General features: G+C 53.6%; 19 protein-coding genes and 1 tRNA gene. 16 read left to right on the top strand and 4 right to left on the bottom strand.

Annotated features, from left to right (window positions below; translation table 11 throughout):
- Window positions 1-18: 18 nt before the first annotated feature.
- From atpG to yaaA, 10 genes are all read left to right on the top strand, one after another.
- On the top strand, window positions 19-855 hold the full coding sequence (gene atpG, locus ABGT73_RS05770; protein ID WP_346668853.1) for an ATP synthase F1 subunit gamma: 837 nt from the start codon (window positions 19-21) through the stop codon (window positions 853-855).
- A gap of 23 nt (window positions 856-878) precedes the next feature.
- A complete protein-coding gene (atpD, locus tag ABGT73_RS05765) occupies window positions 879-2,273 on the top strand; it encodes a F0F1 ATP synthase subunit beta (protein ID WP_346668852.1) in 1,395 nt (464 codons plus the stop codon).
- A 12-nt stretch (window positions 2,274-2,285) separates the two neighbouring features.
- On the top strand, window positions 2,286-2,690 hold the full coding sequence (locus ABGT73_RS05760; protein WP_346668851.1) for a F0F1 ATP synthase subunit epsilon: 405 nt from the start codon (window positions 2,286-2,288) through the stop codon (window positions 2,688-2,690).
- Between the two features lie 110 nt (window positions 2,691-2,800).
- Window positions 2,801-2,877, top strand: a tRNA-Pro gene (locus ABGT73_RS05755).
- A gap of 465 nt (window positions 2,878-3,342) precedes the next feature.
- Window positions 3,343-4,542, top strand: coding sequence for an MATE family efflux transporter (locus ABGT73_RS05750; RefSeq protein WP_346668850.1), 1,200 nt, complete (start codon window positions 3,343-3,345; stop codon window positions 4,540-4,542).
- 31 nt (window positions 4,543-4,573) lie between these two features.
- Entirely contained in the window at window positions 4,574-5,692 is a 1,119-nt protein-coding gene (locus ABGT73_RS05745; RefSeq protein ID WP_346668849.1) for an NADH:flavin oxidoreductase, read from the top strand.
- 409 nt (window positions 5,693-6,101) lie between these two features.
- Entirely contained in the window at window positions 6,102-6,962 is an 861-nt protein-coding gene (locus tag ABGT73_RS05740) for a patatin family protein (RefSeq protein ID WP_346668848.1), read from the top strand.
- Between the two features lie 255 nt (window positions 6,963-7,217).
- A complete protein-coding gene (locus ABGT73_RS05735; RefSeq protein WP_346668847.1) occupies window positions 7,218-8,114 on the top strand; it encodes a TraX family protein in 897 nt (298 codons plus the stop codon).
- Between the two features lie 77 nt (window positions 8,115-8,191).
- Window positions 8,192-8,656, top strand: a complete 465-nt coding sequence (bcp, locus tag ABGT73_RS05730) for a thioredoxin-dependent thiol peroxidase (protein WP_346668846.1) — start codon at window positions 8,192-8,194, stop codon at window positions 8,654-8,656.
- 57 nt (window positions 8,657-8,713) lie between these two features.
- The gene (yaaA, locus tag ABGT73_RS05725; RefSeq protein ID WP_346668845.1) at window positions 8,714-9,472 is read left to right on the top strand and encodes a peroxide stress protein YaaA; all 759 of its coding nucleotides are present in this window, start codon (window positions 8,714-8,716) and stop codon (window positions 9,470-9,472) included.
- A gap of 280 nt (window positions 9,473-9,752) precedes the next feature.
- On the opposite strand, the gene ABGT73_RS05720 is transcribed toward yaaA, so the two are convergent.
- Window positions 9,753-10,646 carry a LysR family transcriptional regulator gene (locus tag ABGT73_RS05720; RefSeq protein WP_346668844.1) on the bottom strand — a complete coding sequence of 298 codons (894 nt, stop codon included), beginning with the start codon at window positions 10,644-10,646 and terminating at the stop codon, window positions 9,753-9,755.
- Between the two features lie 133 nt (window positions 10,647-10,779).
- Here ABGT73_RS05720 and ABGT73_RS05715 point away from each other — a divergent pair, with 133 nt between their 5' ends.
- From ABGT73_RS05715 to ABGT73_RS05695, 5 genes are read left to right on the top strand one after another with little or no spacing between them, the layout of a single operon-like run.
- Window positions 10,780-11,055, top strand: a complete 276-nt coding sequence (locus ABGT73_RS05715) for a hypothetical protein (RefSeq protein WP_346668843.1) — start codon at window positions 10,780-10,782, stop codon at window positions 11,053-11,055.
- Window positions 11,034-12,026: an alpha/beta hydrolase gene (locus ABGT73_RS05710; protein WP_346668842.1), complete on the top strand. Its 993-nt coding sequence runs from the start codon at window positions 11,034-11,036 to the stop codon at window positions 12,024-12,026. The genes ABGT73_RS05715 and ABGT73_RS05710 overlap by 22 nt, the downstream gene beginning before the upstream one ends.
- 24 nt (window positions 12,027-12,050) lie before the next feature.
- Window positions 12,051-12,935, top strand: coding sequence for a DUF3737 family protein (locus tag ABGT73_RS05705; protein WP_346668841.1), 885 nt, complete (start codon window positions 12,051-12,053; stop codon window positions 12,933-12,935).
- Window positions 12,928-13,470, top strand: coding sequence for a flavodoxin family protein (locus ABGT73_RS05700; protein WP_346668840.1), 543 nt, complete (start codon window positions 12,928-12,930; stop codon window positions 13,468-13,470). Before ABGT73_RS05705 ends, ABGT73_RS05700 begins: the two co-directional genes overlap by 8 nt.
- Window positions 13,445-13,987, top strand: a complete 543-nt coding sequence (locus tag ABGT73_RS05695) for a cyclophilin-like fold protein (protein ID WP_346668839.1) — start codon at window positions 13,445-13,447, stop codon at window positions 13,985-13,987. The genes ABGT73_RS05700 and ABGT73_RS05695 overlap by 26 nt, the downstream gene beginning before the upstream one ends.
- A 131-nt stretch (window positions 13,988-14,118) precedes the next feature.
- Here the strand turns inward: ABGT73_RS05695 and ABGT73_RS05690 are convergent, their stop codons facing one another.
- The 3 genes from ABGT73_RS05690 to ABGT73_RS05680 all read right to left on the bottom strand — a co-directional run bounded on the left by ABGT73_RS05690 (window position 14,119) and on the right by ABGT73_RS05680 (window position 17,229).
- Window positions 14,119-14,775, bottom strand: a complete 657-nt coding sequence (locus tag ABGT73_RS05690) for an HD domain-containing protein (RefSeq protein ID WP_346668838.1) — start codon at window positions 14,773-14,775, stop codon at window positions 14,119-14,121.
- A 76-nt stretch (window positions 14,776-14,851) separates the two neighbouring features.
- Window positions 14,852-16,183: an MATE family efflux transporter gene (locus ABGT73_RS05685; RefSeq protein WP_346668837.1), complete on the bottom strand. Its 1,332-nt coding sequence runs from the start codon at window positions 16,181-16,183 to the stop codon at window positions 14,852-14,854.
- A gap of 185 nt (window positions 16,184-16,368) precedes the next feature.
- On the bottom strand, window positions 16,369-17,229 hold the full coding sequence (locus ABGT73_RS05680) for an AraC family transcriptional regulator (RefSeq protein ID WP_346668836.1): 861 nt from the start codon (window positions 17,227-17,229) through the stop codon (window positions 16,369-16,371).
- Window positions 17,230-17,405: 176 nt separating this feature from the next.
- Here ABGT73_RS05680 and gmd point away from each other — a divergent pair, with 176 nt between their 5' ends.
- Window positions 17,406-18,494, top strand: a complete 1,089-nt coding sequence (gmd, locus tag ABGT73_RS05675) for a GDP-mannose 4,6-dehydratase (protein WP_346668835.1) — start codon at window positions 17,406-17,408, stop codon at window positions 18,492-18,494.

Below are 18,494 nucleotides of genomic sequence, written 5' to 3'. Positions count from 1 at the left end.
ACGTTGGTGGCAGGATCCATGAAAGAGATCAAATTGCGCATCAAAAGCGTAGAAAGCACGATGCAGATCACCAAGGCCATGGAACTGGTAGCTTCCAGCAAACTGCGCCGCGCCAAGGAACGCGTGGAGCGGAGCCGCCCGTATTTTGAAACTCTCTATGCGACGCTGTTCGATATTGCCGCGACCGATACCCATTTTGACAGCCCTTATTTTGCCAAACGGGATACCCATCGGCGGCTGTATATCGTGATTGCCGGCGACCGGGGGTTGGCCGGAGGCTATAACGCCAATATTTTGAAGGCCGTACAGGCCGACGCGGAAGGGCAAGACTATACGGTTTTGCCCATCGGCAAAAAAGCGGTCGAGTTCTTCACAAGGCATCAGGTACCCATCGTTACGCAGGCTTTTGCCGAGGCAGGGGACCTGTCGGTGAGTGACAGCTTTGAAATCTCCCGAATCGTCTGCCGCCAGTTCCTGGACGGAGCCTTCGATGAGATCAGGCTTTGCTTTACCCAGTTCGTATCCATGCTGACGCAGACCGCAACGATTTTGCCGGTGCTGCCGTTCGAAAAGCCGAAGAACATGAAAAAGCGGCAGAGTCTGATGCTCTATGAGCCTGACATCGCGACGGTGTTTGATGACATCATTCCGGAATATCTGGCGGGTGTTGTGTATGGTGCACTATGCGAGAGCGTAGCCAGTGAGCAGGGAGCACGCCGTACGGCGATGGATGCCGCAACCAAAAATGCCGGCGAAATGATTGAGCATCTGAATTTGTATTATAACCGCGCCCGCCAGGCTGCGATCACCCAGGAAATCACGGAGATCGTGGCCGGCGCCGATGCGGAATCTTAAGAGCCCACAAAGGAGTGTGTGGTATGCCAGACAAACACATCGGGAAGGTCGTGCAAGTGACCGGCCCCGTTCTGGATATTCGCTTTGCCGACGGAGAACTGCCTGCCTTGCTGAATGCTGTGGAATTGCAGAACCACGGCAAAACGCTGGTGGTGGAAGTGGCGCAACACATTGGCGACAATGTGGCACGCTGCATTGCCATGGCTGCAACAGACGGTCTTGTGCGCGGCACAGAGGCTGTAGATACCGGTGGGCCGATTACGGTACCCGTCGGCGACGGGTGCCTGGGGCGCGTCTTTAACCTGTTGGGAGAACCTGTGGACGAGCGCCCGGCTCCCGAAAATATGGAGCGCTGGCCGATTCATCGCCCTGCCCCTGCTTTTGATGAACAGGAATCCTCCACCGAAATTCTTGAGACGGGGATCAAAGTTGTTGATTTGATCTGCCCCTATGCCAAAGGCGGAAAGATCGGTCTTTTCGGCGGCGCAGGCGTGGGAAAGACCGTCTTGATCCAGGAACTCATCTATAACATTGCCACAGCGCACAACGGCTACTCGGTTTTCACCGGCGTAGGGGAACGCACCCGCGAGGGAAATGACCTGTATGGCGAAATGCAGGAGAGCGGTGTCTTGAACAAGACTGCATTGGTCTATGGTCAGATGAACGAACCGCCGGGAGCCCGCATGCGTGTGGCCCTGTCCGGTCTGACGATGGCGGAGTATTTCCGCGATGTCAAGCATCAGGATGTGCTGCTTTTCATTGATAACATTTTCCGTTTTACCCAGGCTGGTTCGGAAGTCTCTGCCCTGCTGGGCCGTATGCCTTCTGCTGTCGGCTATCAGCCCACGCTGGCCACCGAAATGGGCGCATTGCAGGAGCGTATTACTTCTACCAGGAAGGGGTCCATCACATCCGTGCAGGCGGTATACGTACCGGCGGACGACCTGACTGACCCGGCACCTGCCACCACCTTCACACACCTGGATGCCACCACGGTTCTGAGCCGCGATATCGCTTCTCAGGGCATTTATCCTGCTGTGGATCCGTTGGATTCCACATCCCGTATTCTTGCACCGGAAGTGGTCGGACAGGAGCACTATCAAACGGCCCGTGCAGTACAGCAGGTGCTGCAGCGGTACAAGGATTTGCAGGATATCATCGCCATTATGGGTATGGATGAGCTGTCCGAAGAGGACAAGATCACCGTGAACCGTGCCCGAAAGGTACAGCGCTTTTTGTCTCAGTCCTTCCATGTGGCAGAGCAGTTTACCGGTATGCCCGGTCAGTATGTGCCGCTGAAAGAAACCCTGCGGGGATTCAACATGATCCTGAACGGTGAATGTGATGACATCCCCGAGAGTGCCTTCCTTTTTGCGGGTACGATCGACGACGTGTTTGCAAAAGCCGGTAAGCAGTAAGGGGGCGAGTCCATGGCAACTTTCCCGCTGAAAATTATTACGCCGGACGGAATTGCTTTTGATGGCCAGGTGAAATCCTTGTCCTGCCGGACCATTTGCGGGCAGATTGAACTGCTTGCCCGTCACATCGATTACTGTACGGCGGTCGGCATGGGGGAATCCCGTATTATCGCAGAGGACGGATCCGTGCGCCGCGCCGCCTGCATGGGTGGTATGCTCAGTATGATCGGCGGAGAATGCCGTTTGCTTGCAACGACCTTTGAATGGTCTGATGCCATCGATCTGGAACGCGTGGAGCGCAGCAAGGCCCGTGCAGAAGCAATTCTGGCACAGAAGGGGATCGATAAGCATGAGATTGAACTTGCAGAAGCGCGTATGAAACGGGCTCTTGTTCGTGGCAGTGTGGCCGGGCGTTGAGCGGTAATAAAGGTTTCGAAAAAAGTTTTGAAAAAAATCAAAAAATGTGTTGACATTTTTTGCAAATGGGAATATAATAAACAAGCTGATTCGAGACAGCTCAGTTCCGACCGGGTGTAGCGCAGTTTGGTAGCGCGCTTGAATGGGGTTCAAGAGGCCGTGAGTTCGACTCTCGCCACTCGGACCAAACAAGGGCCGTCAAGGTCAGCTGAAAAAGGACCGTGAAACGTAAGTTTCACGGTCCTTTTTCTTTGTTTGTATCATAAAACGGACTTCTATATTTTCGGCATGGAACGCTTTTTCGGCTCTCGTATTGAATACGTATTGAATAGCGCAAAATACTGGGGCGGTTCATGGCGCCCGCGGTGCTTTTTTGTGTCCGTTTGCAAATTTCCTCTTGACTTTCCCATAATGGGAAAGTTTATAGTTTGGTGTGGCAAAATTGCCTGCCATGACAATCAAGAGAAAAGGAGAACGAGAGGGAACAGACAGAGCGTCAATCGCTAGGCTCTGCTCCCATCGGGAAGTTGCTGCGGACCTTTGCGATTCCCAGTATCATTTCCATGGTGGTCAGTACCCTGTACAATATCGTAGATCAAGTTTTTATCGGCCGCGGGGTGGGTTATCTGGGCAACGTGCCACCAATGTCATTTTGCCCATCACCGTCATTGCACTAGCGCTGGGGCTGATGATTGGTGACGGCGCCACCGCCTTTTTCAGTCTCTGCCTGGGGCAGAAGGAGCTGAAAAACGCGGCCCAGGGGGTGGGCAATGCCCTCACACTGACTGTCATCGTGAGCGTGGTGCTTACCGTAGTCTCTTTTGTGTGGCTGCGGCCCCTATGCATCCTCTTCGGCGCCACCGAAACCATCATGCCCCATGCGCTAGAATATGGCTCCATCATTGTGCTGGGCTTCCCCTTTTATATGTTCAGCATGGGGTTCAACTCGGTGGTGCGGGCGGATGGCAGTCCGGTCTATGCCATGATGGCAACCCTCAGCGGCGCCATTTTGAACACCATTCTGGACCCCCTCTTTATCTTTGTGTTTGGGATGGGGGTGACCGGTGCGGCCATCGCAACGGTGCTGGGCCAGATTATATCCACCATTCTGACGGTGGTCTATCTGCGGCGCTTCAAGTCCATCCACCTCACCCGGGAATGCCTGATTCCTCGTTTCAAGCTCTGCCTGAAACTGTACAGCCTGGGGGTGTCCAGTTTCTTTCTGCAGCTGGCAGCCACCATCGTCATTGCTGTGATGAACAATGTGCTGGTGAAGTACGGCGCCGCCTCCAAATATGGCGCAGAGATCCCCATGACCACCCTGGGCATTACCATGAAGATCAACCAGATCATCACCGGCATTGTGATCGGCATCGCCGTGGGCTCCCAGCCCATCATCGGCTACAACTACGGCGCAGGGAAGATGGACCGGGCCAGAAAAACCTATTTCCTGGCGGTGGGCTGTGCCACCGTGGTGATGGCCCTGGGCACGGCGGTGTTCCAGCTGTTCCCGGAGGCCATCATCAGCATCTTCGGCTCCGAGTCTGCACTGTACCAGGAGTTTGCGGTGAAGAGCCTGAAAATCTTCCTGCTCCTCATCGCCCTGAACGGCTTCCAACTGTGCACCGGCGTCCTTTTCCAGGCCATCGGCAAGCCGGTGCAGGCCACCCTGGTATCTTTGTCCCGTCAGGCCTTGTTTTTGCTGCCGGCTCTGGTGATCCTGCCCCAGTTTCTGGGAGTGGAGGGCGCCCTGTGGGCCGGCCCAGTGGGGGATGCCTGTGCTTTTGTGCTGGCTTTGACCCTCGATTTCCTGGAACTGCGGAAAACAAATTCCCAGTCGGCCCGTTCGTAACACCATCATTTGCGAAAGAGAGGATTTATCTATGTCGCGTTTGTTTGAACCTATTACCATCCATGGGCTGACCTTGAAAAAACGCCTGGTGATGCCGCCCATGGCCACCGCCAAAGCCGATGAAGCCGGCGGCATCACCGACGCGGTCTGCGCCTATTACCAGGAGCGTGCCCGGTACAGCAAGATCGGCCTCATCATCACTGAACACAGCTATGTCAACCAGCAGGGCAAAGCCCATCCCGGCCAGACCTCCATGGCAGAGGATGCAGCCATCCCCGGTTGGCGGCGTTTGACCGACTGCGTGCACCAGGAAGGGGTGAAAATCTTTGCCCAGCTGAGCCATGCCGGCACCGCTGCCTCTTCCCAGGTAACGGGGCAGACGCCGGTTGGCCCCAGTGCCCTCTGTCACCCCAAGCAGCAGAAAGAACTGCCTGCAGAAATGACGGTCCGGCAGATCCAGGAGACGGCTCAGGCATTTGGCGAGGCCGCCCGGTGGGCCAGAGAGGCGGGCTTCGATGGGGTAGAAATCCACGCGGCCCACGGCTATCTGCTGAATCAGTTCTATTCGCCCCTGGCAAATCACCGGACCGACGCCTATGGCTCCCAGTCGGTGGAAAACCGGACCCGGTTCCATCGGGAGGTACTGCAGGCGGTGCGCCAGGCGGCAGGGGAGGATTTCCCTGTGGCGGTCCGGCTGGGGGGGCTGCGATTACCAGGAGGGGGGCAGCACCCTGGAAGATTCCACTGCGGCCTGCCGGATTCTGGCGGAAAGCGGGGCAGACCTGCTCCACCTCACCGGCGGCATGAATGGATTTGTCCGTCCGGGCCATCAGGAGCCGGGGTATTTCCAGGATATGTCCCGGGCCGCAAAGCAGGCGGTGGAGATCCCGGTTCTTCTGACTGGCGGGGGCACCACCCCGGCCCAGGCGGAAGAGCTCCTGGAGGAGGGCTGTGCCGATCTGATCGGTGTAGGCCGGGCTATCTATCGGAACCCCCATTGGGCGGACTGATCTCCATAACTCGCCACTCGGACCAAACAAGGGCTGTCAAGGTCAGCTGGAAAGCCGTGGGATTCGTTCCCGCGGCTTTTTGTGTATTTGCCAGGGAAAAAGTTTGCAATTGCGCACATATGGCCTGGACGTTCCGATGAGCAAGAGTCAATCTCCTTGAATTGAATTATGGAATCTGGCAAATACATTCTGGAACCATATTATGCTCCACCATAAGACACCCCTGGAATCGCGGGCAACCATCATGGGGAACCCATTACTACGTTGGTCGGCAATTGGCACAGGCACTGGTCGTGTATCCCTTTTTGAACAGGGCAGTCTGGTATTAATACTTGACAGGTGGGGCAAAGAGGGTACCGCTCCGTCGCTGTAATAATGAGTATAGCCGGACGTTGACAAGAAGAAAATCGGGTGTTACTATGCTACTACTTATGTGATTGGAAGAAAATTCTGTAAACCCGACATTGCATCGGATATACGATGCGGTGAGATAACAAGCATATCTTCCGTTAGAAAAAATTGCCGGGATGTGGGGAGAAAGATAAAAGTATGAAGCATTACACAGGTCTGGTGGTGGAAGGCGGCGGGATGAAGTGCGCCTACAACGCGGGGATTTTGGACGCCTTCCTGGAAAATGGCATTTCGTTTGACTATTGCATTGGTGTTTCTGCAGGATCCGGAAATCTGGCGTCTTATCTGGCGGGACAATCGGGACGCAATCTGCGCTTTTTTACCAAGCACATTCATTCGCCGCACTACTTTGGCTGGCGCAGTTTTCTAAAAACGGGGGATCTTTTTGGCCTGCAGTATATTTACGGCACTTTAACGCGCTCCGATGGTGAGGACCCTCTTGATTATGCCGCAATCATGAAGAATCCCACCCGATACGAGGCGGTAGTCACCAATGCGCTCACCGGGCAGGCGGAATATTTCGGAAAAGAAATGCTGCATCAGGATGACTACAGGCTTCTGATGGCTTCCAGTGCGATTCCGGCGGTTTGCCGCCCGGTGCTTCTGCAAGGGATTCCCTACTATGATGGCGGGCTTTCCGACGCGATTCCGGTAAAACGTGCATTGTCTCAGGGCTGTGACCGGCTGGTGGTGATTCTGTCCAAAAACCGGGATTATCGGCGCAAACCGCAAAAGTTCCGTTTTTTGTACAGTCGGTTCTGCCGCAAATATCCGAAGGTCGTGCAGGCCATCGATCATCGACATGAATCCTATAACCAAAATTTGCAGGAAGTCAGAGCACTGGAACAGGAGGGACGGGCTTTTGTATTTGCACCATCTGCGCCCGTCCGAATGAGTACCTATTCCATGGAGGAGCAATCCGCATTGGAGCTCTACCGCCTGGGAAAGTGCGATTTTGCGGCCGCCAGGCAGACAATGAAAGAATTCCTGGAAATCTAGAGGGCCGGGGAAAGAAAACGCTCGTTGTCGCCAGCAAGTCCCGGACAAGCAAACTCCTGATATCACGACGGAATTGACGAAAAACTGTGTCCTGCGGAGCATATTCCTTCTGCCTGTAACCGGAAGCGCCATGGAAAAGTCTACGGTCCCTTTGGATGTGGGACGCTCAGGCCATCTGCCGTTGACAGAATGCGCCACAAAAAACTGGTCCGCCAACAATACGACTACCCCCGGGACTACGAAGGAGAGTTACAAGTGACGCAATTTTTCCTTAAACTCCTCGCGCTTCTGCTGATGACGGCTGATCATATCGGCTTCGTTTTTGGCCCGCAGGGCTGGGGCGTGTTGCCCGCGGATTCAGCTGGTTTGCGCACATTAGGCCGGGCATCCTTTCCTCTTTTTGCGTTTTGTCTGGCACAGGGGTGGCATAAAACCCATGATCGGACCCGTTATTTTGGTAATCTTGCTGCGGGGGCGGCAGCAGCACAGATCCCGTTTACCATGGCATTCAGTGCGTCAAATTTTATTCCCGCAACTGAAAAAGCCTCTGTGTTTTGGATCGAGTTGCCCTGTTTGTTTTTCGCGATGGTTGCAGTGGGCATCTATTGGCGTTTTGTGACACACAGGCATTTGCGGCGCGATCTCCTTCTGGTAGCCGTTACAGCGCTGATTCCCGGTGTTCGGTGGCAGGTACGGGGCTTCTGGATTCTGGGGGAACATACAAACGTTTTTTATACGTTTCTTGTGGCATTCTTTTGCCTTTATGTCCTTTCCTGCCGGGAAAGGTGGAAGCGAGCGGATAGACTTCTTTTGTTTTGCGCTGCGCCGATTCTTCTGATGGGCTATGGGCTTCCCGCAGATTACGGCACGGGACTGATGGGCGTCGTACTGATTGTCGGATTTGCGTTTCTTTCTGACAAAGTACAGCAGGCGTTATTCCTCGCGTTGTGGAGTGTCGTATTCTATGGCATTCTGGCCGGGAATTTCGTGAATGCACTGTTTTGCGCAGCAGCCTGTATTCCGATTTTGCTGTATGACCAACAGGGCAAAGGACGCATCCGAGCCAAAAAACTTTTTTACTGGTATTATCCCGCGCACCTGTTTGTACTGGGCATGATCAATGAAATGATATGGTGCCAGAACCGTGTCTGAATTTTGTGATATTGCCTCTTGACGGGGATGCCGGTCGATGCGTATACTGAATGCATTATCAGGAAAGGAGCATAGATATGCTGGAAGTTGGCACCAAAGCACCGGACTTCACTTTGCCGGATCAGAATGGCAAAGAGGTAAGTCTTTCTGATTTCAGAGGAAAACGCGTGGTCTTGTATTTTTATCCCCGCGACAATACGCCGGGATGTACACGGCAGGCGTGCGCCTTCGCCCAGAATTTTGACGGGTTCCGCCGCCAGGATGTGGTTGTGATTGGCATCAGCAAGGATTCCGTGGCGTCGCACCTGAAGTTTGCACAAAAATATGATTTGCCCTTTATTCTGCTCTCGGATCCGGAACGGCAGGCAATCGAATCCTATGGCGTATGGCAGGAGAAAAAACTGTACGGCAAAGTGAGCATGGGCGTGGTTCGTTCCACCTATATCATCGATCCCCAGGGGAACATCGAAAAAGCCATGCCCAAGGTGAAGCCGGACACCAACGCGGCCGAGATCCTGGATTATCTTGCCGCGGTACAATAACCGGTTTTGACCTCGTTCCCTTGCAAGTTTCGCGGGGCCATGACGGAGAGCAACAGTATGAAAATCATCATTTCACCGGCAAAAAAGATGAAGGTGGATTGTGACAGTCTTCCCTGGCAGGATCTTCCGGATTTTCTGGACAAAACCGAGCAACTGTACCGGGGGCTGCGCGCCCTGTCCTACGCTGAAATCAAGCGCGTGTGGAAGTGCAATGATCAGTTGGCGCAACTCAATGTGGAACGTTTGCAAAAGATGGACCTGCGCAGGAATCTTACCCCGGCCATCCTCAGTTACGAGGGAATCCAGTATCGCTATATGGCTCCGGGCGTTTTCAGCGAAAACGAACTGGCGTACGTACAGCAGCATCTGCGTATTCTTTCCGGCTTTTATGGATTGTTGCGCCCCTTTGACGGAGTTACGCCCTATCGCCTGGAGATGCAGGCAAAACTGCCGGTGGCCGGAGCTAAAGATGTCTACGCATTTTGGGGAGACTGTCTGGCAAAATCCCTGTTTGCACAGACAGACTGCATTGTGAATCTGGCTTCCAAGGAATACAGCGTCTGTATTTCCCGCTATTTGCCCGATTCTGTTCGTTTTGTAAGCTGTATCTTCGGAGAGAAAAAGGCAGACAAAATCGTGGAGAAGGCCACGCTGTGCAAGATGGCCCGCGGGGAGATGGTGCGCTATATGGCAGAACATCAGGTGAAAAGGCCGGAAGAACTCCAAGGCTTTGATCGGATGCACTTTGCTTTTTCACCGGAACGATCCGACGAATCCACCTATGTCTTTGTGAGGGAGGATCCAACAATACGGTAAGTCAAAATATTTTCACAAGAAAAAATGGACGCTCACGCTTTTTGTGAGCGCCCATTTTTATTTTGCGAGGGACAATACAATTGGAGATGGATTTCATGACCACCGACTTTCGATGCGAAAACGTAAAACCACTTATGTATGTCAAGGAGATATCCGTGCATTCGAAGGGACTGTCGACCGCTCCCAGGTTACACGAGAGACTTTATACTTTATGCGTTCCCGTGCTGGAGCATTGGGCTGACATCCCGCATTCCGTCCGACAGATTGTACACGAAAACATTCAGGTGGCAAAGGCCTCCTGAAGGCGCTGCAAAAAAATCTCCGCTGCGGGAGAAAACACCTGATATTTCTTCCAGACCATATTCAGACCCGACTCCAGCTTCGGAGAGAGCGGGCGAAAGCACAGGGCGCTGTTGGCGGAAGTGTTGGCGAGATTGTCCAGGGTGACCGCATATCCGATGCCTTCCTCCACCATAATGGCGGCATTATAAATCAGATTGTAGGTACAAACGATGTTCAACTTTTCGAACTCGGAGCCAAACCAGGAGGCAAAGGCGTTGCCGTGCCGTTGGGAAAGAATCGCCTGGCGGGAGCATAGCAATGGTACCGTGCGCAGGTCTTCCTTCTGCACAAAAGGCTTTGCAGCCAGAGGACTGTCTTTGCGCATAATGACGCCCCATACGTCCTTGGCAGGCAGCACAAGGGAGTCGTATTTGGTGATGTCGGCAGGCTGGATGAGCAATCCGAAGTCCAGCAGACCATTGTCTAGACGATCTGTGATATCCTGTGCATTGCCACTGTGCATGTGGTAATGGATGGCCGGGTAATCCCGCTGAAGGCGGTGGATGATCCCTGCAATCTGGCGGACTGCCTGCGTCTCACCGCTTCCGATATATACATCTCCGCTGATGGTGGTTTCCAGGGAGTGGAACTCGGACTCCGTTTTGTCCACCATGGAAAGAATTTCTTCGGCACGCTTGCGAAGAAGCATCCCCTCCGGCGTCAAAGCGATACGATGACTTTTCCGGATCAGAAGCTTTTGCCCCAGCTCCTCTTCCAGGTCGTGGATTTGCCTTGAGAGGGTCGGCTGTGTAAGGTGCAAAAAATTTGCGGCGGCGGTGATACTTTCTTCCCGCGCCACAGCCAGAAAGTAGCGCAAAACGCGAATCTCCATACGAAATGTTCGCCTCCTTTTCCTCCAGTATACGCAATTGTGATATGCCTTTCAAGAATATCATAAACGAAAAAATAAGTATTTGCTCTTTTGGGAAAAGAAAACTAGAATAGGGACAGAAAGGAGGCCGCCCATGAAAGAGATCAGCGAGGAGCAAGCCTTTCGGATTCGGCGCAATCTGAAAGATGCAGGCTGTACGATGCCGGTGGTTGCGCAATACTTGGATCTCGAGGCGAGGCAGTGCAGGTGTGAGCAGTATCGGCTGCTTTCCTGTCAAAAGGCGGCGCTTCTGCAGAAGCTTCACCGCATTCAGTATAAGATCGATTGTTTGGACCATCTTGTCTACATCATGCGGCAGGAGGACGAACAGGAACGGAGGCAAGTATCATGCAAAAAGCAAAGATTGTAACGCAGGAATGGGACAAAACGTTCCCTGAGAGCAAGCAAGTGGATCATAAGAAAGTAATTTTTCATAATCGATACGGCATCGAACTGGCGGGAGATTTGTATACCCCGAAAAACGCTAAAGGAAAACGGCTGGCGGCTATCGCTGTCTGCGGCCCCTTTGGCGCGGTAAAGGAGCAGGCATCCGGACTGTATGCCCAGACCATGGCGGAACGCGGGTTTCTGACACTGGCCTTTGATCCGTCCTTTACAGGAGAAAGCGGCGGAGATATCCGGTATATGGCTTCCCCTGATATCAACACAGAGGATTTTCAGGCTGCCGTGGATTATCTCTCCGCGCTGGAGGAAGTGGACCCGGACAAGATCGGCATCATCGGGATCTGCGGCTGGGGCGGCATGGCGTTGAACACGGCTGCACTCGATACCCGCGTCAAAGCAACGGTCACGTCCACCATGTATGATATGGCGCGCATCAACGCCAACGGGTATTTTGACGGCGAAGATTCTGCCGATGCCCGCTATGCCAAGCGGCAGGCACTGAATGCACAGCGAACCGAAGACTATCGCGCAGGCACGTATGCGCTGGGCGGCGGTGTGGTGGATCCTCTGCCGGAAGATGCCCCCTTCTTTGTGAAGGACTATTATGATTACTACAAGACCCCGCGCGGGTATCATGTCCGTCCGCTGAATTCCAACGGCGGATGGAATGTGATTGGGTGCATGTCCTTTATGAACCAGCCGATCCTGCGCTACACCAACGAGATCCGCAGCGCTGTACTGATGATTCATGGCGAAAAAGCCCACTCCTGCTATTTTACCAGGGACGCCTACGCGGATATGATGCGGGGAAACCCCTATACCGATAACAAACACCTGATGCTGATTCCCGGCGCGGTTCACACAGATCTCTATGATCGTACGGATGTGATCCCGTTTGATGCCATCACGGAATTTTTCCGCAGGGAACTGGACTAAAGGCTCCAGGAAGGAGAAGATTGCATGATCGTTTTGGAAAACCAATCCTTTGATGAAGAACGCGCACTGTATGGAAGCGACGGGATCGTGGTACAGGACTGCCGTTTTGATGGCCCGGCAGACGGCGAAAGCGCCTTGAAAGAAAGCCGGCATGTGCGGGTGGAACACTGCTTTATGAACCTGCGGTATCCGTTCTGGCATGACGATTGTCTCACCATCCGCGACAGTGAACTGACGCCCTTGTGCCGGGCGGCTCTGTGGTATTCCCATCATGTTGAAATCACGGATACCAAGCTGCATGGCATCAAGGCTGTGCGGGAGTGTGGGGATGTTTCCCTGGCGCGCTGTGACATCGATTCGCCGGAATTTGGATGGTCCGTCGACGGCATCCGCATGGAGGACTGTACCGCGAAGAGCGAATACTTTTTGCTCCGCGCCCGCAATATTCAGCTGAACCACGTGCATTTCCAGGGAAAATACTCCTTCCAGTATATCGAAAATGCTACCTTTACCGATTGCAGCTTTGATACGAAGGATGCTTTCTGGCACGGAAAAAATGTGACGGTACGCAACAGCGTAATCAAAGGGGAGTATCTTGCCTGGTATTCCGATGGCCTGACGCTGGAACACTGCAAAATCATCGGGACACAGCCTTTCTGTTACTGTAAGAATCTGAAGCTCATTGACTGTGAGATGATCGATACGGATCTGTGCTTTGAAAAGTCCGAAGTGGAAGCGGAAATCACGACGCCGGTATTGAGTGTAAAGAACCCGCTGGCCGGACATATTTATCTGCCGGTCGTGGGGGAGATCATCCGGGATGATCCGCACTCGTTCGGCAAGATTCTGATCGGCACGCAGAAAAATCTCTGCTGCGCTGAGGAAAAGGAGGATACCAAACATGCCTAAAAACGTGGTTATCGTAACGAGCAGCCTGCGCAAAAACAGCAATTCTGACGCACTGGCACAGGCTTTTGCCCGCGGAGCCCGGGAGGCGGGGCACACTGTGGAAATGATCAGCCTCAAGGGAAAATCCATATCCTTTTGTCAGGGGTGTCTGGCCTGCCAGAGGACCGGACACTGTGTGATATCGGATGATGCCGTTGCCATTGCCGAAACCATCGGCCACGCGGATGTGATTGCCTTTGCGTCTCCCGTCTATTACTATGGGCTTTCCGGGCAGCTGAAAACGCTGTTGGATCGCTGCAACCCTTTGTATACCCGGGACTATACCTTCTGCTCGGTCTATCTTCTGGCAAGTGCAGCGGAGAATGAACCGAATACCGTGGAAGGGAGCGTCCATGGGCTGAAGGGCTGGATCGATTGCTTTGAAAAGGCGTCTCTGGCCGGAGTTATTTTTGCCGGAGGCGTGACTGCGTCGGGAGAAATCGCCCGGCACCCGGCACTGGAGCAAGCCTATGAAGCGGGCAAGGCGATTGGCTGAGGGCCTGGCCTTGCTGCTGGCAGTGTTTCTGCTGACCGGCTGCCAGACCCGGAATGAAGTCCCTACGGTTGCGTCGGAAACGTCATCGGTTTTCCGGCAGACGGAGGAAACAGCTGCCCCGGTGCAGGCCGGGTCGGATGAAGGAGAAGATGCGGATATGCCATCCATGAAAATTCAGATAGGAAAGACAGATCATACCGTTACCCTGTGCAACAACGAGACCGCACAGGCATTTTCGGAACTTCTTCCCCTGCAAGTCAATATGCAGGAACTGAACGGGAACGAAAAATATGTTTACCTGGACCAGACCCTTCCTGCTGATCCGGAGTCGGTTGGTTCGATTCACACGGGGGATCTGATGCTCTTCGGTTCGGATTGCGTAGTGCTGTTTTACAAGGATTTTTCCACGCACTACCAGTATACCAGAATCGGGCATGTGGATGCTCCGGACGGGCTGGCGCGGTCGCTGGGGAACGGTACGGTTTCGGTGACCTTCCAGCCTGCATCGGAGCCGTGATTTTTCAAAAGAGGCCACCTTTATACAAATCGTGCCCCATACACGCAAACGCTTTTTGCAAGACTTGTAGTGGATGCCTGAACCAACAAAGGACCGGCTGTGCATTTTCACAGTCGGTCCTTTGCCCTGTATCAGATCATTTTTTGGCCGTTGATTTCCAACGCGAAGGTCTGGCCCAACACCTTGGCAGCCTCACGGCACAATCGCATGCGATCCAGAAAAATTTCGAAGTAGTCCATCAATGCGCAGGAGGTTGTATCAATCCGCAGCCGCAGCAGAATCGTGCCGCCTTCTACGAGAACCTGGCTTTCCTTTACGGCATAGTTGACACGATCGTGAATGTCAAAAGTGGCGGGGTCCTGGTTGCGGACACGGTTGGTGCGTACATCGGTTTTATCGGCCAGAATCAGCGCCGCAGCCACAGCGTTGACGGGGTAGGCGGTACCTTCGTCGTGGTTGCCGATGGCCGTGATGACAGTGGCCACCTCGTCGGGAGCAGCGCCCATTTTGTCCAGAATCCGGAAGGCCATGATCGCACCGCTTTGCGCATGGTCGTGCCGGTTGACAATGTTTCCGATATCGTGCATCCAGCCGGCGATGGCCGCCAGTTCCGCCGTACGTTCCTCGTATCCCAGTTTCCGCAGAATCTCGCTTGCCAGAGCGGAAACCCTGCCTGCATGGGCGTAACTGTGTTCCGTATAGCCCAGCGCCGACAGGCTTTCGTCCGCCTTGCGAATATAGCTGTTGATTTCTTCACTCTTTTTGATTTGCTCCAGATTCAGCGGCATCTTCCGGTCTCCTTTTTCTGCATGTATTTGTATGATACCGCAACAGATACCGTGGTACAAGCCAAAAAAGTCGATTTTACGGAAGTTTTACACTTCTGCGGTATACCACTACGGAAATGACCGCGGAAATCACCTCGGTGATCCAGAACGCGTGCCAGACACCGGCGGGGCCCAAACAGCGGCAGAGTATCCAGGCCAAAGGCATGATGGCAATGCTGTATCGGAACAGAGAGATGATAAGAGATGCAAAGCCCCTGCCAAGGCCTTCCAGTGCCCCGGAGGAGGCTACGGACACGGCGGAAATGATAAAACCACAGCTGATAATGCGCAGCGCCTGCTGGCCGATCTGGATGGTCTCCGGATTGGAGGTGAACAGGGAAATCAGCCGCTCGGAAAGGATCAGACACAGAAGCGTTCCCAGTGCCATAATGGCGGCACAAAGCCCAAGCGTAAGGCGGTAGATCTTGCGCACACGAGTGGATTCTCCGGCTCCATAATTATAGGCAATCAGGGGACGCATCCCCTGGACAATGCCGCTGCCGGGCAGATATAAAAAGGTCTGGAGTTTGTAGTAGATTCCCAGCACCACCACATAACTTTGGGAGAATACGGACAAAACGGCATTCAGGAAGGAGATCAGAACCGAGGGCAGCGCAAGGTTCAGGATGGCGGGAATTCCGATGGCATACAGCTGCAAGTCCATCTTGCGGCTGGGATGCATACAGCTGCGGTGCAGATGCACCGGCAGATCCTGCGTGCGATAGTACAGAATATAGATGCACAGTGTCAGTGTCTGTCCGATGCCGGTGGCCAGTGCAGCGCCGGCAATCCCCATGGCAGGGAAGGGACCGATTCCAAAAATCAACAGGGGATCCAGCAGAATGTTGCAGATGGTCCCGACTACCAAAGCGCACATGGTGATCTTCATACGTCCGACGGCCTGGTACATCTTTTCGAACGAGAGGGCTCCCATGACGATGGTGGAGAAGGAAAAGGCAATGCTGGCGTAGGTGGTGCCCAGCTGGATGACGGTCTCGTTTTGGGTGAACGCCGCCAGAAAGTCCCGGGTGATGGCAAGGCTGATCACAGTGATGAGGATTCCATGAAGCAGGGAATACAGCATGCCATGAGTGGCGGCGGTATCCGCGCGTTGCTGGGAACCGGCACCGAGATGCAGGGCAATCTGAGCACTGATACCTACCCCAAAACCGATAGCAATGGCATTAATAAGATTCTGCATCGGGAATACCAGCGAAAGAGCCGTCATGGCGTCTTCGCTGATACGCGCCACAAAAAGACTGTCCACGATATTGTACAAGGCATTGACCAGCATGGAAAATACCATTGGCAGGGCCATGGAAGTCAACAGCGGAAAAACAGGCTTTTCTTTCATGAAGGTGGCATTCATTGGTACGATCCTTTCGTTAAAAGCGCAAAAAAGCCACACAATGGCTCATAGGGAACCATTGTGTGGCGAAAAGTAGCATAACACTGTAAAAATCCACACGGTGTTTTATTGGCACTACCATACCATGGATTGCAGAACCTGTCAAGAACAAGGTGGTCCTGATGCGATGGAAAATGCTGTCATCCTTACCACTGGCGACGGTATTCGCCGGGCGAAATCCCTTCTACTTTTTTGAAAAGGCGCGCAAAGTAATTGGCATCGCTCAGCCCGCAGTCCTGCGCGATGGCCTCCATATTATGATCCGTGAAACGCAGCATCCGTTTTGCCTGGGTGATGCGCAGCTGAACCAGATAGGCTGTGACTGACTGCCCGAACTGCTCCTTGAAAACGCGGGTCAGATAGAATTTGTTGATATAAAATTTTTCGGAAAGATGATCCAATGTGATTTTTTCCGTGAAATGTGTGTCAAGATATTCTTTGATTTCCTGCAGATTCTGCTTCTTGCCATGGGTGACACGGGCCGTTCCGGGGTGCCAGCTCTCTTCCATCAGCAGGGTCAGCAGCTCCACCAGTTTGCCATAAATCTGCATATCCCGCACATAATCATCAGAAGATGCCAGCCGATACAACTCCTGCAGCAATTGCGCAAAGTGTTCCGGGCTCCGGGGGCGAAACACTGGCTGGCCGCCCCGTTCCTGGTATTTTTTGTAGATGGCCCCCATATTGGGGCCGAAAAAATGCGCCCACCGCAAAGTCCAGAGATCTTTGCCGGTACGGTGGAGATACGGCTTTCGACAATCCAGAAAAACGCAATCTCCGGCGTTCAGCGTATGGGATATACCCTCGTATTCCAGCAGTCCGGAGCCATGCTCCACCAGGAAAAACAGATACGAAGACAGATCTTTGCGGGCGCTGTCATGGGGCTGACGGGCCTGCAGACTGCCCACTTCCTGCAGATGCAAAAGGCTTGCTCTGGCAAAGGGGGAGGGCGTATAAATGATACGGCTGGAATGCACCAGCTTGCCGTCAAACAGTGGGGTATCCATAACCAATCACCTCGCAGTTCCTGTTTACAGTATACGAAAAAAGTCAATATAATGCTAGTCTTTTGCAAGATTTTCTCTGTATCGGCAAAGAAAATCACGTTAAAATAGCAAACAGAAATGATAAAACGCATGGTTTGTTCTGTGCGATTCGATCAAGCAGAAAGGTGAAGCAACGTATGAAAAAGGCATTGATCACCGGCGTGACCGGGCAAGACGGCAGCTATCTGGCCGAATTTTTGCTGGAAAAAGGGTACGACGTGCACGGCATCATCCGCCGTTCTTCGGTGGACTACCGGGAGCGCATCGCCCATCTGGAAGGGCATCCCCATTTCCATCTGCATTACGGCGATCTGGGAGATTCCATGAGCCTCATGGCCGTGATTGGCAGCGTGCGTCCCGACGAAATCTATAATCTGGCCGCACAGAGCCACGTGCAGGTCAGCTTTGATGTGCCGGAATATACGGCTGACGTGGTGGCCACCGGTGTGCTGCGCGTGCTGGAGGCTGTGCGCCTCTGCGGTCTGACCCAGACCTGCCGCATCTACCAGGCATCCACCAGTGAGCTGTATGGCAAGGTGGAGGAAGTCCCCCAGAACGAGAAAACCCCTTTCCACCCTTACAGCCCTTATGCTGTTGCCAAGCAGTACGGCTTCTGGATCGTCAAGGAATACCGGGAAGCCTACAACATGTTCTGCTGCTCCGGAATCCTCTTCAACCATGAATCCGAACGCCGCGGCGAGACGTTTGTCACCCGGAAAATCACCCTGGCTGCCGCGCGGATTGCCCAGGGCAAGCAGGACAAGCTGTATCTGGGCAACCTGTCCAGCTTGCGGGACTGGGGATATGCCAAAGACTATGTGGAGTGCATGTGGCTGATTTTGCAGCACGATAAACCCGAGGATTACGTCATTGCCACCGGCGTTCAGCACTCGGTGCGGGAGTTCTGCCAGCTTGCTTTCCACGATGCCGGCATTGAACTGGATTTTGTGGGCGATGGCATGGAGGAAAAGGGCATTGACCGCGCCACCGGCAAGGTGCTGGTGGAGGTCAGTCCCGATTTCTACCGTCCTACCGATGTGGTCAACCTATGGGGTGACCCCACCAAGGCCAAGACGGAACTGGGATGGAATCCCACCAAAACCAGCTTCGAGGAGCTGGTTCGGATTATGGTGGACCACGATATGAAGAAGGTTGCGGTGGAACGTGCCGAAGAGCATATCCAGACCAATCTTGCGGAATACCTGGAAAAGGGCGTCGTCAAATAA

Origin of the sequence: uncultured Subdoligranulum sp. (genome assembly GCF_963931595.1) — a bacterium.
Lineage (GTDB): Bacteria > Bacillota > Clostridia > Oscillospirales > Ruminococcaceae > Gemmiger.
The sequence above is the reverse complement of the archived record's forward strand: the minus strand, read 5'-3'. Positions and strand labels throughout refer to the sequence as shown.